This is a genomic window from Providencia manganoxydans (assembly GCF_016618195.1).
In the GTDB taxonomy this organism is placed as follows: domain Bacteria; phylum Pseudomonadota; class Gammaproteobacteria; order Enterobacterales; family Enterobacteriaceae; genus Providencia; species Providencia manganoxydans.
The window spans coordinates 153,414-170,607 of sequence record NZ_CP067099.1 but is presented as its reverse complement, the minus strand read 5'-3'; the positions used below and the strand labels follow the sequence as shown (position 1 = coordinate 170,607).

General features: G+C 35.5%; 17 protein-coding genes. 1 reads left to right on the top strand and 16 read right to left on the bottom strand.

Annotation, left to right across the window (positions count from 1 at the left end):
• Window positions 1-211: 211 nt before the first annotated feature.
• From JI723_RS00775 to JI723_RS00760, 4 genes are all read right to left on the bottom strand, one after another.
• The gene (locus tag JI723_RS00775; protein ID WP_070925884.1) at window positions 212-1,582 is read right to left on the bottom strand and encodes a class-II fumarase/aspartase family protein; all 1,371 of its coding nucleotides are present in this window, start codon (window positions 1,580-1,582) and stop codon (window positions 212-214) included.
• Window positions 1,583-1,596: 14 nt separating this feature from the next.
• Window positions 1,597-3,153, bottom strand: coding sequence for a PTS transporter subunit EIIC (locus JI723_RS00770; RefSeq protein WP_070925882.1), 1,557 nt, complete (start codon window positions 3,151-3,153; stop codon window positions 1,597-1,599).
• A gap of 433 nt (window positions 3,154-3,586) precedes the next feature.
• A complete protein-coding gene (locus tag JI723_RS00765; protein WP_272580602.1) occupies window positions 3,587-4,327 on the bottom strand; it encodes a MurR/RpiR family transcriptional regulator in 741 nt (246 codons plus the stop codon).
• A gap of 43 nt (window positions 4,328-4,370) precedes the next feature.
• Window positions 4,371-4,850 (bottom strand): cold-shock protein, encoded by a 480-nt coding sequence (locus tag JI723_RS00760; RefSeq protein WP_140182965.1) that lies wholly within the window; start codon window positions 4,848-4,850, stop codon window positions 4,371-4,373.
• A gap of 117 nt (window positions 4,851-4,967) precedes the next feature.
• Here JI723_RS00760 and JI723_RS00755 point away from each other — a divergent pair, with 117 nt between their 5' ends.
• A complete protein-coding gene (locus JI723_RS00755) occupies window positions 4,968-5,666 on the top strand; it encodes an RluA family pseudouridine synthase (protein WP_272580603.1) in 699 nt (232 codons plus the stop codon).
• Between the two features lie 12 nt (window positions 5,667-5,678).
• Here JI723_RS00755 and JI723_RS00750 read toward each other — a convergent pair whose 3' ends face one another.
• The 12 genes from JI723_RS00750 to JI723_RS00695 form a co-directional block, all read right to left on the bottom strand.
• Window positions 5,679-6,218 carry a DUF2058 domain-containing protein gene (locus JI723_RS00750; RefSeq protein WP_140187105.1) on the bottom strand — a complete coding sequence of 180 codons (540 nt, stop codon included), beginning with the start codon at window positions 6,216-6,218 and terminating at the stop codon, window positions 5,679-5,681.
• Window positions 6,219-6,490: 272 nt separating this feature from the next.
• The gene (locus JI723_RS00745; protein ID WP_272580604.1) at window positions 6,491-7,534 is read right to left on the bottom strand and encodes a PixG protein; all 1,044 of its coding nucleotides are present in this window, start codon (window positions 7,532-7,534) and stop codon (window positions 6,491-6,493) included.
• Window positions 7,535-7,603: 69 nt separating this feature from the next.
• Window positions 7,604-8,077, bottom strand: a complete 474-nt coding sequence (locus tag JI723_RS00740; protein ID WP_272580605.1) for a fimbrial protein — start codon at window positions 8,075-8,077, stop codon at window positions 7,604-7,606.
• A gap of 64 nt (window positions 8,078-8,141) precedes the next feature.
• Complete coding sequence (locus JI723_RS00735) at window positions 8,142-8,711, bottom strand: fimbrial protein (RefSeq protein WP_272580606.1); 570 nt, start codon at window positions 8,709-8,711, stop codon at window positions 8,142-8,144.
• A 15-nt stretch (window positions 8,712-8,726) separates the two neighbouring features.
• Window positions 8,727-9,224 carry a fimbrial protein gene (locus tag JI723_RS00730; protein WP_272580607.1) on the bottom strand — a complete coding sequence of 166 codons (498 nt, stop codon included), beginning with the start codon at window positions 9,222-9,224 and terminating at the stop codon, window positions 8,727-8,729.
• 19 nt (window positions 9,225-9,243) lie between these two features.
• Complete coding sequence (locus JI723_RS00725) at window positions 9,244-9,954, bottom strand: fimbrial biogenesis chaperone (RefSeq protein ID WP_272580608.1); 711 nt, start codon at window positions 9,952-9,954, stop codon at window positions 9,244-9,246.
• A 34-nt stretch (window positions 9,955-9,988) separates the two neighbouring features.
• Window positions 9,989-12,502 carry a fimbria/pilus outer membrane usher protein gene (locus JI723_RS00720; RefSeq protein ID WP_272580609.1) on the bottom strand — a complete coding sequence of 838 codons (2,514 nt, stop codon included), beginning with the start codon at window positions 12,500-12,502 and terminating at the stop codon, window positions 9,989-9,991.
• A 61-nt stretch (window positions 12,503-12,563) separates the two neighbouring features.
• Window positions 12,564-13,127 (bottom strand): fimbrial protein, encoded by a 564-nt coding sequence (locus tag JI723_RS00715; RefSeq protein ID WP_272580610.1) that lies wholly within the window; start codon window positions 13,125-13,127, stop codon window positions 12,564-12,566.
• Window positions 13,128-13,184: 57 nt separating this feature from the next.
• Window positions 13,185-13,733, bottom strand: a complete 549-nt coding sequence (locus JI723_RS00710) for a fimbrial protein (RefSeq protein WP_272580611.1) — start codon at window positions 13,731-13,733, stop codon at window positions 13,185-13,187.
• Window positions 13,734-13,931: 198 nt separating this feature from the next.
• Window positions 13,932-14,240 carry a helix-turn-helix domain-containing protein gene (locus JI723_RS00705; protein ID WP_272580612.1) on the bottom strand — a complete coding sequence of 103 codons (309 nt, stop codon included), beginning with the start codon at window positions 14,238-14,240 and terminating at the stop codon, window positions 13,932-13,934.
• Between the two features lie 745 nt (window positions 14,241-14,985).
• A complete protein-coding gene (locus tag JI723_RS00700) occupies window positions 14,986-15,756 on the bottom strand; it encodes a 3-hydroxybutyrate dehydrogenase (protein ID WP_272580640.1) in 771 nt (256 codons plus the stop codon).
• A gap of 34 nt (window positions 15,757-15,790) precedes the next feature.
• Window positions 15,791-17,185, bottom strand: coding sequence for a GntP family permease (locus JI723_RS00695; protein ID WP_175442476.1), 1,395 nt, complete (start codon window positions 17,183-17,185; stop codon window positions 15,791-15,793).
• Window positions 17,186-17,194: the final 9 nt, after the last annotated feature.

Here is a 17,194-nt window from a genome sequence, read left to right as displayed (position 1 = left end):
TTCTATTCTTCCCCTACAAGAAAAATAAAATTCCTAAAATCACGCAAAAAAAAGACTGAAACCTCACTATAAATCACTTATTAATCAAGTAAGTATAGATACTTATTTTAACTGTGGTGATTCTTAATTCTAACTGAAGTATTGAGGTAAATTTTAGAAGGGATAGAGTAGAGAGTTACCATAAATGCCAGTAACTCTCTATTATTACGGTTTACTTATAATGTTGCTGGATTTTTTGTGAGGTAGCAAAACCACGTTTCGCTTCTTTCTCAGCGATCTCAACGGATAAACCAATATAAGCCCGAGGATCTAACATCTCTTTGATTTCATCATTACTAAATGCCGCTGAAATGATCTCATTCTTTGTTAAGTTAGTATAAAAATCCTCACCATCAGCAGCGGTTTTAATCGCTTCGTCATAGAGAAGTGAGTGAGCTTTATCCTTACCTAATTTCTCGGCCATTTTCATCATAACGTACTCAGTATTATCTAAACCTTTATTTCTTAGGACGTTATGCAGCATTCTGTCTTCATGAGGCACAATAGTTCTAGACAGCTCCTCAGTTCTCAACAAGATCTCTGTAGTGAGTTCTAATGCTTCCTCAATCAAGCCATCAAACAGCATGTATGAGCTGCTATCTCCCTCATAGGGTCTTACCGCAGAGTACATACCAACACTTGGCAAGGAATATAATTTCTGTGAGTTAGCAATAATTCCTTTGGCCAATTTAGGGTTAATTTTATGCGGCATAGTACTGCTACCCACGGTGCCTTTCGTAAAGCCTTCCGACACCTCCGCAATTTCTTCCAATGTTGTACTATAAACTTCTTCGCCAATTTTATGACAGATATTCGCCATTAGCGCTAAGTTAGCCATGTACTCTAATTTATGTGTGCTCAAGTTTCTTGATGGTACTTCCATCGCTTCCATACCCACTAACTCAGCGACCCTTTTTTGTACCTTCAAGCCAACGCCTGGCATGGAGTTAAATGCACCAACAGCACCACCCATCATGATAGTAAATACACGCTTTTCACACTCTTGCATACGCTGATAGCAGTCAATGAAGTCACTGATCCAGACAGAAACCTTATACCCATAGGTAATTGGGATTGCATGGCGACCATGCGTCCTTCCTGGCATTACCATCGATTTGGTTTTCAATGCTAAATTGGATAAGTTCTCAATGATCTCACCTAGCAGCAACATAAACTTATGATGTACTGTCTTCATCATATACAGCTGTGAGCTTTGCTGTATATTCTGCGTGGTAATTCCATAATGAATATATTTACCACTCTCTTCAGAACAAGCATTCACCAGTACTTTTAAAAACGGTACAAAGCCATGACCGATTTTTTGATAAATACGGTTCATTTCTTCAAAATCAATATTCTCGATGACAGCTTTTTCTTTAATTTCATCCGCTGCTGATTGAGGAATAAAACCAAGTTCGGCCTGAGCCTGAGCTAACATTGATTCAAACATTAGCCAAGTTGAATATTTGGCTTCATTCGATAACAGGTCTTTTATTCCACGGTCATCAATAGTTTTACTTTTAGAATCGTATAACGCTCTCATTTTGTATCCCTTCTTTATTTCTTCATTGCTTCATCAACAGCATTACGCACAAACTCAACTTTTGGCCCATAGACAACATGGACATGGTTTGCCGATGGGAAGAAGAATGCAGTACAGCCAGATTCCAACATTAAATCTTTATCAATTTGATTCACTTCTGAGACATCAATACGCATGCGGGTAATACAGTTATCGACGTTACGAATATTTTGTTTGCCACCTAATGCCTTGATCAGGATTTCTGCAATCTCACCGTAACGTTTTTCTTTAATTAAGGTATTTTTCAAATTACTTGATTCTTCTCTGCCCGGTGTTTTGATATCAAATTTGATGATCGCCCAGTAGAAGATAAAGTAAGTGACAACAGCTAAGCAGCTTCCGATAATGACTAAGAAGATCCAGTTCGTATGTTCATACAGTAAGCCAAAGATAGTAAAGTCAAATACTGTTCCTCGGATATAGCCGATTGCAACGCCTGCTAAAGAAAGTAGAACTGCACCAATACCAACAATGATTGCATAAACTAAATATAAAAGAGGTGCGATAAAGACAAAGGTAAACTCTAACGGTTCCGTCACGTTACCTAACATAGCGGTTAAGACCATGGTAACTAACATCGATTTAACTTCAGCACGGTTCTCTTTTTTAGATGTTTTATAAATGGCTAATGCAATAGCAGGGAATAAGAACAAAGTCACTAACATCTGCTGTTGCGCCATAAAGCGTGTCAGACTTGGCATCATTGCCCAGTATTCACTGTTTGGCCCTTGCTTAAAGAGTACTTCTGTCATGGCAGGAACAACACCAACAAAAGTCTGTCCATCAATAACGTAAGAACCACCCGCTTCTGTAAATCTAAATAAAACGTTCCAGACGTGGTGTAAGCCAAATGGAATAAATAAGCGTTCACCACCCGCGGTAAAGAATGGTCCGACAGGGCTGAGGATCACAGCGGATAGTTTCATCAAACCAAGAACTAAAATTTCCCAGATGAAAGGTAAAACCGCGCCCACTGCGATCATTAAACCAATCATAATAATCGATACTGATTTTTTACCTGAGAAGAAGGCAAATGCAGTCGGTAACTCAAGGTTATAGAATTTATCGGTGGCCCATGCAGCGATTAACCCTGTAATTATCCCGCCTGCGGCGCTGATATTCATGGTTTGTATGCCTAACACCTTTATTTGCCCAACCTGAGTCATAATAGCAGGATCAGCAAGTTTACCTGTTAGTACTAGCCAGACATTAATGGTGATGATTAATGTTAGGTAGCCGACGACGGAGGCAAAAACCGCAATACCTTTATCTTTTAAGCTCATGCCATAAGCCACCCCCATTGCGAAAAGGAGCGGGATATTGTCAAAAATAACACCGGCGATTGAACGGATACTAACTAATAACGCATTAACAGTTTCATTCCCCAGAAAAGGAAACCGAGCTATCATGTAGCTTTGAACTAAAGCACCGCTGATACCCAGTATCATACCAATGGGCGCCAAAACACCGATTGGAAGAAGTAAAGTCCTTCCAAAACGTTGAATTGATTCACCAAACTTTTTTTTGGCCATATTTTTTTCCTTATGACTTCGAATATAAAATATATTCTAAATAATTCGAGGTGCAGTTAAGCCACAAACGAGCAAATCGTTATAAACTTAAAAAACGCTGCAACTTGAAGTATGACGAGTATAAAAGGGATACTAGCACCGGAGATCGAGTAAAATAAATGATATTGCGGTTTTAAATATTATCTTAGGTCATTAATTATGACCTAGGTCATTTTATTTTCGGCAATGTGAAAGAAATGTATTTTAAATAGCATAGAGGTAATATCGTAGCTGCCGCTAAATAATGGCTTAGTTTATTTCAGTTAAGTAACAATACATAGGCGACGGCTTTAGCTGAAAAATTTTTAATTTAACTTTATTTATATTCCAGCAATTTGAGATATCGATAAGTAATAACTCGGCATAGTCACCATACCTTAACAACTAGATAATTTTAAAGTAAATACTCCAATTCATTGATCAATAAATCAACTAAAATAAAAAAGCCAGTTCTGGACTTGGTATCATCGGTCTTAGTATCATAACTATCTGAAAAACAAAATAGAGTATTGTCAGCGTAGCTCGTCAGCTCATTGGTATGAAATGCAGTCATACTAATGATATTTGCCTCTTTTAACTGCACAATTTTTGCTGTTTCAATGATTTTTTTTGTCCCACCAGACAGAGAAATAAAAATCACAGTATCGTCCTTGGTGACTAAGCGTGTGAACGAATCAGATAGGTTGTAATCATTAATAAAAAAACAATGAAGCCCCAGTGCAAACAGCATATGCTCAAGATAAAAACCTACCGCTTTACTCGTTCCTCTAGCAACAATAAAAATATTTCTGGAGTGGCGTAATGTTTTGGCGCAATTAGCAATTTGCTCTTCATTGATCAATGTGAAGCTTTTATTAATGTTTCTTTCTAGTTGTTTTTTATAAGATGACGGATTGATTTTTTCTGTTTTATTTTTGCTGAGAATATAATTATTAATTTGAAATTTTAGCTCTTTAAAACCACTAAACCCTAATTTTTGCGATAAGTTAATGATCACCGTTTTCGAGACAAAGGTTTTAGCGACTAATTCATTAATATTTAAATAAGGGATATCAGTAATATTATCGGTAAGATATTTTAATACTTTTTTTTCGCTAATTGTTAAGTTATCGTAATTTTTTAAAAATTCCAACATACCTTACCGCCCTATTCAGTATAAAAACAGCATCAAAAACCGGTCACTTAATCAACTTTACCGTTTCATCAATATCTATTTCATCTTCTGAGAAGACAAGCGTTGTGCCATGTAACGTGGTGATAGCCAATTTTTTCAATGATCGCATATCGCCAGGTTTAATATCTGATTTTGGCCTGATACTATTCATTAACGCGCCCACCGACAATACGGTGTTTTCTTTATTAATCCCTGTATCAGCCGGGACTTCTTCACTAAAGACTACATATGACTTGATGGATGTCAGCTTAATACGCTCACCAGCAATATAGATGTATTTGCTTTCAGGTATCACTTTAACCGCATAAGCCGATAACCCTTTATTATTTGTGGTTGGCTCAAAGGTGACCGCTGCATTTTTCTTAATCAGATCAGGATTGGCGACCTTAATCACATGAAAATAGCGGTTATCGCCGTTCTCATCTTTGATAAACCCAAAACCTTTATCTTCAAACCACGTTGTGATTGTTCCATTCATCGCCATTACCAGCCTATTCAATTATTTCATTACTGCCTAGAGTATAACAAACTATGCCTTTAATTTAGCTTGTTGCCTAGAAATTAGTTATTATCCATTCTTACATTTCGACTAGGCCGTAAAATGTCCACAATCATCGATACCTTTATTGCCCCACAATGTGATGCTGAAATAGAGCTACTCTATCAAGACGATCATCTTGTACTAATAAATAAACCCAGTGGACTGCTCAGTCTTTCAGGAAAAAATCCGCTCAATTTAGATTCTGTGCATTACCGGCTGGTAAAGCTCTTCCCTGATTGTACTCTCGTTCATCGTTTAGATTTTGGCACGTCAGGGTTAATGGTGGTTGCTCGAAATAAAGCAATCAATGCCGCGCTTAGCCGACAATTTAGCCAACGTACAGTCACAAAAGTGTACCACGCTCTACTTTGTGGACATCTAAATACTGACGAAGGCATCATAGATGCAGCGATTGCCAAAGATCCCACCCTATTTCCATTGATGTCAATCTGTCCTATCAATGGCAAAGCAGCTCGCTCACACTATCGAGTGATCGAACGCAGTTACTATCAATTGGAAAACGGCAAACTAGTGCCTGTGACTCGTGTACAGCTAACGCCAGAAACAGGGCGGACACATCAATTGCGTATTCATAGTCAACTACTGGGTCACCCTATTTTAGGCTGTGACCTATATGGAGGAACCCAGCAACTGCCTGCGGGAAGTTCATTGCGGTTGATGCTACATGCTAGTGAATTGCATTTTGTTCATCCAATTAGCCAAAAAGAGATCAAAGCGCATCATGCCAGCCCATTTTGAACGGTAAAGCCACTACCACATCAAATCATCCGGTATTTTGAAGTCTGCATATGGATCATCTTCATCTTGCTCTTCCTGACTCAGAGCACTATGCAATACAATACTATCAGCATCCCGCTGAGCGATTTTATCCGCTACGCTTGCGGGGATCACGGCATACTCACTGACCCCATTATTATCAACAGATAAACGTGCGATAGCTAAGCGCCCATTAACCAATTGAGCATGGGTTTGTTTATCGACCTCAATGTTTTTAATCACATTATTATCGGTAAAATTAAAACTAATATCGCCCTTTAGCAGGTTAATTCGATTCATCTCAATCAGCTGCTTTACCTGAGCTTTATACTCTTTAGATAACGCAGCTTGCTTTTGTTGCTCGCTAAGCTGCTTATCACGCTCAACTTGGGCTTTTTTGTTTTCCGCTACTGCTTCTCGTGCTTCACGCGCCTGAACTCGTGATTTTTTTGCTGTTCTTTGGACTTTTGCCATCTTTTTGCTGGTCACAAGTCCCGCTTTTAACATCTGCTCTTGTAAGGTAAGTTTTGCCATTTTGGTTTATAAGTCCATTGAACAATAGTGAGGCTAGGCCTGTTATAGATAAACTTTACCATGTTGTCGAGCACGATCAATCAGAGACTGAAAGTTGATGTTATTGGACATAAGTTTTCATACTGTATTGATGAACATTTAAGTCATTAATAGGAGAGATAATGGCAAAACCGAGTAAAAGGACTTAATTCACTCACTCTACCTGAGTGAGTGAATTTTAATATTTCTATCGTACTTTTTTGATAAGAGTTACTGATCCTTTGGACATGCAATTAATTGACTAATACTCTTAAAATAGCACTTCCTCGAAAACTCCCTTCAACAGGATTATTGACATCATTAGGATGAAAAGTCGATGTTATTCCTAGTGTGCGAGTAGTACCTGCATTGATTTTAAAAGTACCGTTATAAGCATTACCGTTATATTTTAATTCACAGGTTCCACCATTACCGCACCTTGTATAATTTTGAGTTTTACCTGAAACCTGTGAGCTCCCTATCAAAGAAACCGATACTGAAGCATCGTAATCACAAGATAACTGATAATTATAAGGTGAGGTAACATTATTAATAGATGAATCCGGTGTCATATTGCCATGAGATAAATTAATTGTTCGGTTTACTATATTACATTTACTGGTGATCTGAACGGGCACATTAATATAATTATTCATATAGTTGCTCATCACATTACCGAACTGGCGAAAACCGTCCCAGGCATTACTTGTGCTTGAACCTTTATTTTCTTCATATGCCCAAGCAAAAGGAATACGCAAGTTATATCGACCTGGATAAGCGTTTGCCCTAGCAACAGTTACATTTAATGTCATTGAACGGTCTAGAGTAATTGTACCCGACCCTAAATTCCATCTGAATCCAACATCCCAACAAGTATTAGGTTCTTGTTGTCCATAATAATTTGGCCCAACGAAAACTTGATTAGTATTGTTATTCGTCTCTGCTAAGCTCCAAGAAATATTGGATAAGTAATATCTTAATCCTGATGCATCATTTTGCCAAACGTTTGCCTGTGGGAATCTTATCCAATAACGATAATTCCCTTGTGCTGCCGCGGTTCCAGGTGGTATAGGATTAGGATTACAAAACGAAGAGACGACCAACCAACTTCTAACTAGTGGTATAGTCACTCTAACTAAACTACCTGCATTAGAGTCTGTAACATCCAATGAGGAAGAAGTGGCAGATGCAAATCCACCACTGGATGGAATATGAAGGAAATTTTGCTGCCACGATACATTTTGCGCATATGAATTAGTTACAGAAAATAAAACTAATCCAACTAGAATTTTATTCATTTAATGCCTCATTTTTTAGGATTAAATTAATCTCAGAGACCAAAGCTAATAATTGGTAATATCTTAGGTTTAATTATAAACAATGCTTAATGAAGCTGTGGCTGTAAAATTTCCAGCAGCTAAATCAGCAGTTCCCGTTTTATAAGGAACCGCTGTGATCGTAAATTGGCTATTAGCCTGTCCCGTATTCGTCAATCCTTTAGTGATTGCATACCCTCTTGCAGCAGAGCCATTTAAACGTAATGGTTGATTGGCATCAACATTATTGCCCTGATATAACGCAATACCAAATCGACTGTAATTAGCACTCGTCGTTGAAACTCTCAAAACATTATCAGGTGCTCCAGTTAATTGATTGCCCGTCACCTTAACATAAGGTGTTCCTTTGAAATATGTGCATGTAACAGGAATATTTTTTGTGATAGCATTTGCTTGACCATCAACGCCATAAGTCATTATTTGATTAAATGAAAACTGTATAGGAGAGTTATTGTTAATCGTACAAGGTGGAATATAAATTGTACCTGTTATATTAATATTCATATCAACTGCGCCTGCGGTGCCACATAATAGATATGAAAAAAAAATCATCTTGAAATATTTATATCTATTCATAAGAAACCTCAAACTCCACAGTTGCATTATACATTCCAGGAACAACACTTTTATTTGCTATTGCAGTTGGACTTGCCTGAACAAAGGCATTAAATGTTAGTAACATTGTTCCATCATTAAGTTGGGTTCCTTTTCCACCATTATGATTTTGTCCTAAAGTAATACGCTGACTTCCATCAATATCCACAAAACCAATAGCTAGCTTCCCTTTGTTAGCCCCTGATGAAAGTGAAAGATACTTTTGCTGTTCAGCCCCCATCGCAGATTCAGTTTGCCCATTAAATTTTATTTTTACTGACTTCCATAACGACTTTGCATCACATTGAATAAGTTTAATTGTGAATTTTTCTGTTGGGCGAATAGCTGGAAATTGCCAATAGTCCCTTGGTGAACTATTAAGAAATACAATATTTTGATTTAAGCTAGATTGATCGATCCTGCATGGAGTATCAACTAAAGTACCATCAAAATTCATTGTAGTTGCAGAATTTGCAATAGGTAAAAAAATAATACTAAAAAATAATACTATATTTCTCAATTTCACACACAAAAAAATACCCATATAATTTACCTTGAACTAATTATACTGTAATTTAAGTTTTAATATATGACCTTTACCATCAATAATTTTTCTTTTCTGCTCATCTGATATGATATAATTAATAACGCTATAATTTTGATAATGCTTAGCTCTATTTTCTTTGAGATTAACAATTTCATTCCCATCAGAAAAAGATAGTGAGCTAGTAAACATTTTTTTATCTATAGCTCTCTCCATTTGTTTTTTATTAGCATATAGTTGACATCGATTAATGATAATATCAATATTTTTTATATAAATTTCCTTTATATCTATCTCATCAGAAATCAGACGACAAGGAGACATTACAAAAAGACCTTTTATATATATAATGCCTTTTTGTTCTTTTTCATTTTGATTATTAAAGTTCAATTTTGATTCATTAACATTAAAAAAATAAGTATCTTTAGCGATAGGATCCGCTAAGCTAAATTGAGAAATAAAAAGGCCATTAACATAAAGTATCAACATAAAAAGAATATTATTATTTTTCACCTTTTCATCTCCAAAATAATTATTTTTTCTCAGCAACACAACGGTCTACTTGACATTTAAATTTAATTGTTGGTCTTCCACCATAATCATTAATATATGATAAATATGGTGTTGAATATACTTTAGACTTAATTGTTATTGATGATTTAGGTGCAATCATTACTGAATCAAAATCAGAATCAATCGCTTCATTCTCTGTACCACCTATTCCGAATAGTGTTATATAATAAGGCGTTGGATTGTCTATTTTATAGCCATTAGTGACTTTATTCAGAATAAGCTGATCCTGCCAAACTGCATTGGGTTCTCTTAAAATTTCTTTTGGTCTATAAAATAATTTTATTTTTGTATGCAATGCAATCTGTAATACATTATTATCTTCACTTTTAGGGGGAACTTCCCTAACATTAAAATAAAATAAGGTTTCTCTATCGTTAGGTAGTTGATCAATATCTGGAGTAGTAGATATTTTAATCAGACCTTTATCACCAGGATCGAGTCTCTGAACTAGTGGCGTTGCAATTAATGGTCCTGTTTCAATTTTTTCATCTTTATCATTTTCAATCCATGTTTGAGCTAAATATGGCAATTGCTTATTATCATTATTAATATTGATAACTAGAGCATTCGCCCCTCCTTCATATATTGCTCTTGTTCTATCTAAAGAAATTGCTGCATACGAATTTGTTGTAATAACCAATCCGAATAATAAAAATACTATTTTTTTCATTTTAAAACCTTTTGATTTAGTGAATTGCTTTTATTTACTGTTCACACAATAACAACATCTTATTTCTTGGTTCAATGTGATTTGGGATCTTAGTTACACACTTCTGTTTAGCGCCCCAAGAAACATTAATTTCTTCATTTGGGCTAATCCCTGTTAACCAAGCAAATCCATTATCACTTATAATACCTAGCTCTCTTCCTTTCATATTACTAATTACAGAGCCAAATGGTGGATAGGTATTATCTTTTAAACGAATAATCGCAAATGCTTTATCCCCTTTTAAGACTTCAAATTTTCTATAACCAATTGCACCTTCAGTTAATGATGACTCCACGATAGCTTGAGTTGCTTCTATATTATTAGGAAGTTTCGTCAAGTCGATAGATGTTTCATTACGGTAGTAACTATTGATATCCGTAACTACTCCAAGTCCCCTATTATTTGTCGTTACCCGTCCACCATCAACAGGTACTCCAGCAACCCCTTCAGTATCAACCATTAGACGAGTACCACCATTGAATCCTCCTGAGTGAAGTGCTGCTCCTTTAGAGGTCACAGTTAACCCTCCATTCGCAGAAAAACCAAATGATGATGTATTTTTGTCTGAAATAGTGGCATTCGCATTTACATTCGCAATTGGTGTATAGCGCCCATAAAACCCAGAAAAACTTGAGCTACTGTCCATATTTCCACCATGCGTGGTTGCTATATTTAAATTATAATTGGCTAAATTATCATCTGTCGTATTAAAATATCCGATATTATGAGTATAAATACTTGAGTTTTTAGAACCATCATAATTTATATACCCTTTGTTACTTTCTAATGGAATACTCACTCTTGCAAAAAATACATCATTATCTTTTCCATAAAATTTGGAGCGAGATGCTGATAAATTTAGTGAAATATTCTTAATACCTAAGATAGTCATGTATTTATTTATATTAATAGAGTAATAATCTGAATCACTCTGTTCCCAATATGTTTGATGATTATATTGTAAACCAATCGTTGTATTATATTCAGAAAGACCTTTATTAAAGGATATTGTATAGAGTTCTTTTTCTTTCCCTGTGAAATCACTTCGATAACGGGCATCCAGATAATTTTGCATGGTCATATAATTACGTTCGCTAAACCTATATCCAGCAAAAGTCACATCAGCATCATAATTGTCAAATCGTTTAGAATAACTTAAACGCCAAGATTTACCCTGCATGGAGCCACGATCATTTAATTTTGCATAAGATTGCGTAATATCAGCAGAAAGTGCACCTAAAGCAAATAGATCTCGTCCAACTCCAATTGCTAAGCTATTAAAATTACCAGCAAGAATAGTACCACCATAGACTGTCCATGCATTACTCAAGCCTACTGCTGCTTCAGTGCTAGCAAATATTGGTCCTTCAGTATTGTGTAATTTATCTCTAGAACGTCCAGATACCAGCTTATAACGAACTTGACCTGGCCTAGTTAAATAAGGCACATAAGCGGTATCAATTTGAAATTGATTGGTTTTGCCATTTTGCTCAATAATTTCAACATCTAATTTACCTCGTACCGAACTATCTAAATCTTGAATAGCAAATGGGCCCGCTGGAACAGTTGAATCATAAAGGATCCGTCCTTGATGTTTTACCACAACCCTTGCGTTAGTTTCTGCTATTCCAGTTATTTGTGGTGCATACCCTCTGAGTTGTGGGGACAACATCCTATCATCACTTTCTAAGCTAATACCGGTATAACGCCAAGAATTAAAAATATTAGAGTTTATGAAATTTTCACCCACTGTCAGATTGGATTTTAAACTCCTAATAGCTCGATAAGCATACACTCGAGTAAAATCTAATAAGTTTTTATTATTTTCATCATTACCAGAGGTTCGAGTATAACTTCCTTGGTAGTCAGAGCGTACACGCCAGCTACCAAGGTTATAACCAACAGTTCCATTATAAAAGATATTCTGTGTATTTCTTCCTTCATGAGGAATCGCGACATTTGCATTAATATTATAATCTAAAAGTGCTCCTGTAATACCATCATCCCAACGAGATGGAGGCAACCAAGTCGAACTAATATACTCAAGCCAAATTTGAGGTATTTTTATTACTAGAGTACTTTCGTTTAGCTTTGGAACTATTTCTGTTCCTTTTAAGCTTAATAGATCAATACATTGTCCATTATTCCACGTTGATAGTCCTTCTTTTACTTTTTCTTTTAACCCTAATATAGAGACAATATCATCAGTGATACATGCTTGAGGCAATAGAACTTTCTTGTTATCAAACCCTTTATTTTCTTTTTCTAAAAACTCTATCGTATATGTAGATGAGCCTATTCCTTGTCCATTCAGTTCTAAATTGAGTTGATATTTACCAGGTAAAATATATCCTGACTCACTAAACCTATTAAAATCAATATTATCTTTAGCCTTAGAGTCAACAACATCTAAGTTAAATTCTATCGAAAATCCATTCTGGGAATAAATTATAAATAATATAGTTGCCAAAATGCTTTTAGATTTTTTACTGATTTTTATTCTTTTCATGTTGGCTAATAACCTTAATTATTTCATTTTAAAATTGTTAATAAGAAATAAAAACAACTAATCATTCATAGTTTATTTTGAATAAAACACTTGCATAATAGCTGCCGGGCTTGACTATCTCAGATTTCTTCATGATGTCTAGCTGGTAATATAAATATGTACTATCCCCATCAATGTATACTATTGGTAATGGCTCACCTGAGCGAGCAGTATACCCAAGTTCATTTATTATTTTAAAATAAACATCCTTATTATCATTGAATGAAAATAAGCTAGGATCTGAACCGTTAGTATCAGAGTAAAATGTTAATGTTATTCCTTTAACCTTATCAATATTTCTAGACTTTGTAATAAATTGACAATCAGATAGTTTTATTCTTATTTTTTTATTTAGTAAAAGGCCATCATCATCAAATTTATTCACTGGTATCACACCAAGATCAATTAACTGATATTTACTATCCATATCTAATGTGCATGCCGGAGAAATTACTTTTCCTAAAAACTTTGCAGTTCCTTGCCACCAAACTTTATCTGATGGAGAGTATTTTTCCAACGTATCACTGCTTGCTAAAGCTGAAAAGGTTTTAGTAAAAAATAATAATATTATAATTTTTTTAAACATAAATTTTGCCTTAAATAATCGAGAGCAGAAAACTGCTCTCGCTAGATTCAATATTATTTACTCATAGGCTAAAGTGAAGTTTGTTGTCGCATTAAATTCACCTTCAGCAATAGTTCCATTTGTCGCTTTTTTCGCCCAAGTTGTATACATAAGAGTATTACTATTGTTACCCAATGCTTGTAAGCTACCAGTATCATTAAATTTAACTAAAGAACCTGTCGAACCAGAGATTACAATCGCTGTACCTGTATTACCAGTTGTTGCTAATTCACTCGTTGCACCAGTAACAGTGTTTCCATTAAATGTTACTTTTACACCTTTATAAGATGTTGCAGCTCCAGCACCAGTACCCGCTTTAGTTAAATCACAATTAATTAATTTAATTGGAATTTGTTTAATCTGTGATATACCATTTTTCTCTAAAAGGCTTTTACTAATTTGGCCAAAATCAATAGACTGACTAGCACTCTCAGTTGCAATTCCACAAGGAGCGTCGATTACTTTACCAGAGAAAGTAATAGTACCATCACCAGTAGCAGCTTGAGCGGCAGTTACTGAAAGTGCCATTGTTACAAATGTGAATATTGCTAACTTATTCAAGTTCATATTATTACCTTTATATTTAATTTGAAAAACAAACATTTTTAAACTAACTATTTGATATAGTTATCCATTTTCCCATCTTGAGATAAAATTATTTCTTCCATTAATTTTCAATAAAAATTAATATCTAAAAATAGTTCTACCTATCAATATTAATTAAAATATTGATAAGTTGTTTTTTTATGAAAAAAATCCATTAATCTATATATGTAAATAAAATGGAAAAGAGTCTTTATTTTTTCCTATCTGATTTGTAACATCAACCATAAGAACTTTACGATAAAATTCAGACCATTCAATATCTAATATCTGTAATATTGTATCTAATGTTTCAATATTTATACTGGTAATCCCATTTTCGTAACGTGATATTTGTTGCTGACTAACGTCAAGCAAATTACCTAACTGAGTTCCTGTTAGAGACTTACTTATACGAGATTCTCTAATGAAAATTCCAATATCTTTTCGCAATGATTGAGAGTCGGATTTTTTACTTTCATGTTCGATCATAAATAACCACCTTCGCATATGTAAAATGTCATTTCTTTATTTTTATTAAGAATAATCAAATAGAAAATATAAGACTTGAAGATGTATTTAACATCTAATTGGCGTAAACAATAGTGCCCTTATCAATTTAAGTAAACATGTTTAAAACGATCAATAACTCAAATATGATAGATTTTAACTATCAATTCACTGATATTGATCGTTTTATTGTATATTTAACACTATAAAATATGAATAAATTCAACAGGAAGATAACTTATCCACAATTTAGAACAAAAAAAAATCAAACAACTAGTAAGTGTTAAGCGTACTTTTACGTATTATTTTCAGCTAATTTACTTTCATTTTGTTACATATGGATGATACAAAAAAGATAATTAAAGTGGTGTTTTCTTTTTTTAGATTATTTATGCTTTTTTGATAGAGAGGCTATTTATTCATGCAGAAGATTGGATGCTTAGAATTTTTTAAAACTTATTACCCTTAGGTAATATCGTCACATAACTAAAAACAACCCACTTATCAGTAAATATAAGTGACATTACTATCTACATAAGGATCTTGTGATATAATATAATATGAACTACACCAATTTGGTGTGAATCATATAATCTATTAATCAGCTATAGATTAATAAACAGAATATTATGATAAAAAATGGATATCATGAAAGCAGTTCACTTCAGAAGTAAACTGCAAAAATGGTCACTTAGACAATAACAAATCCCACCACTGAATGGATTTGTTATTGAGCCACCCAACCCCCATCCATATTCCAAGCCACACCTCGAACCTGATTTGCACTCTCAGAACATAAAAAGAGAGCGAGCTCGCCGATTTGTTGAGGTGTGACAAACTGCCCTGATGGTTGTTTTTCTTCGAGCAATTCTTTAACTGCCTCTTCTGAATTAGCACCCTCAGCAATACGCTGATCAATCTGCTGTTGTACTAGTGGTGTCAGTACCCAACCAGGGCAAATAGCATTACAAGTAATATTCGTGCGCGCAGTTTCTAGCGCGATACTCTTTGTTAAACCAATCACCCCATGTTTAGCCGCCACATACGCAGATTTATTTTTTGAAGCGACTAGACCATGCACTGAAGCAATATTAATAATTCTTCCCCAATGACGTTTTTGCATATTCGGTAACGCTAAACGCGAAGTATGAAATACCGATGAAAGATTGATTGCAATAACCGCATTCCATTTATCAACAGGAAATGAGTCAACAGCAGAGACATGCTGAATACCTGCATTATTGATAAGAATATCTACGCCACCAAATTCTTGGTTAGCATAATACATCATATCTCTAATTTGTTCTTCATCACTTAAATCTGCGCCGTGATAACCCGGTATTTTATTACCTTGTGCGACTTTTGCTTTTGCTAATTCAACATCGCCAAACCCGTTAAGAATAATATTAGCTCCCGTTCGGGCAAACACTTGCGCTATCCCTAAACCTATTCCACTTGTTGAGCCTGTAATAAGCACAGTTTTCCCACTTAAATTCATCATTAGTCTCCTCAGATAAAATACCTTTGGCGTTTTACACAATACCCGTCATATAAAAAACACCAATAATAAAGAATACTGCTAGGCTTTTTATGATAGTAATCGCGAAGATCCCGCCATAGGCTTCCCTATGACTCAAACCCGTTATCGCAAGTAATGTGATCACCGCTCCGTTATGAGGAAGTGTATCCATTCCACCACTCGCCATTGATGCAACGCGATGAAAAACTTCAAGAGGAATATTCGCTGCGTGGGCTGCTGCAATAAAATTATCAGCCATCGCCGCTAATGCGATACTCATGCCACCCGATGCAGAACCCGTTATCCCCGCTAGCGTTGTAATACTAATCGCTTCATTCAATAACGGGTTTGGAATAGCCGACAGTGCTTTTGAAAGTACTAAAAAACCCGGTAATGCGGCAATCACAGCACCGAAACCATACTCTGAAGCCGTATTCATTGCGGCAAGGATCGCACCGCTAACCGCATTACGACTCCCTTCCGCCAGCCGCCCACGTATATTACGATAACCTAAAATAATCACTAATAAGATACCCGCAAGTAGAGCTGCTTCAACGGCCCAAATAGCCGTGATCTTACTTAAATTGGTCATAATGGGTGCAGAGAGACCGGGCAACATTAATTCATTCTCAGCTCCGTACCATTTAGGAATAAAATACGTAAACACTAAATTTAAAATACCAACTAAAAACAGCGGTGCAATGGCAATAATTGGATTTGGTAATTCAATATTTTCAGGCTTTTCTGGCTCATTACGTAATTGAACGCCATAGCCTTCATTTTTAATTTTAGCTTTACGTCTTTGACGCTCTAAGTAAGTCAATCCAAGTACAATAATAAATACTGAACCGATCAGCCCTAGCCAAGGTGCTGCCCAAGTGGTTGTACCGAAAAAACTGGTCGGTATGATGTTTTGAATTTGTGGTGTGCCAGGCAAAGCATCCATTGTGAAAGAAAATGCCCCTAACGCGATTGTCGCAGGGATCAAACGTTTTGGAATATGACTTTGCCTAAATAACTCAGCTGCAAATGGATAAATAGCAAAAACAACGACAAATAAAGAGACACCACCATAGGTTAATAAAGCGCACGCAATAACTATGACTGGAATGGTATGCTGCTTTCCTATCATTTTAATGACAGCAGCAACAATTGAATGCGAAAATCCCGATAACTCAACTAGTTTGCCAAAAACGGCGCCAAGTAAAAATACTGGGAAGTACAGCTTAACAAACCCCACCATTTTTTCCATGAATAGCCCTGTAAAAGCTGGGGCTACAGCACTTGGGTCAGTCAATAACACCGCCCCCATCGCCGCTATAGGCGCAAAAAGAATAACACTGTATCCACGATAAGCCGCTAACATTAGAAGACACAGCGCCGCTAGTGCAATTAATACACTCATGATGACACCTCA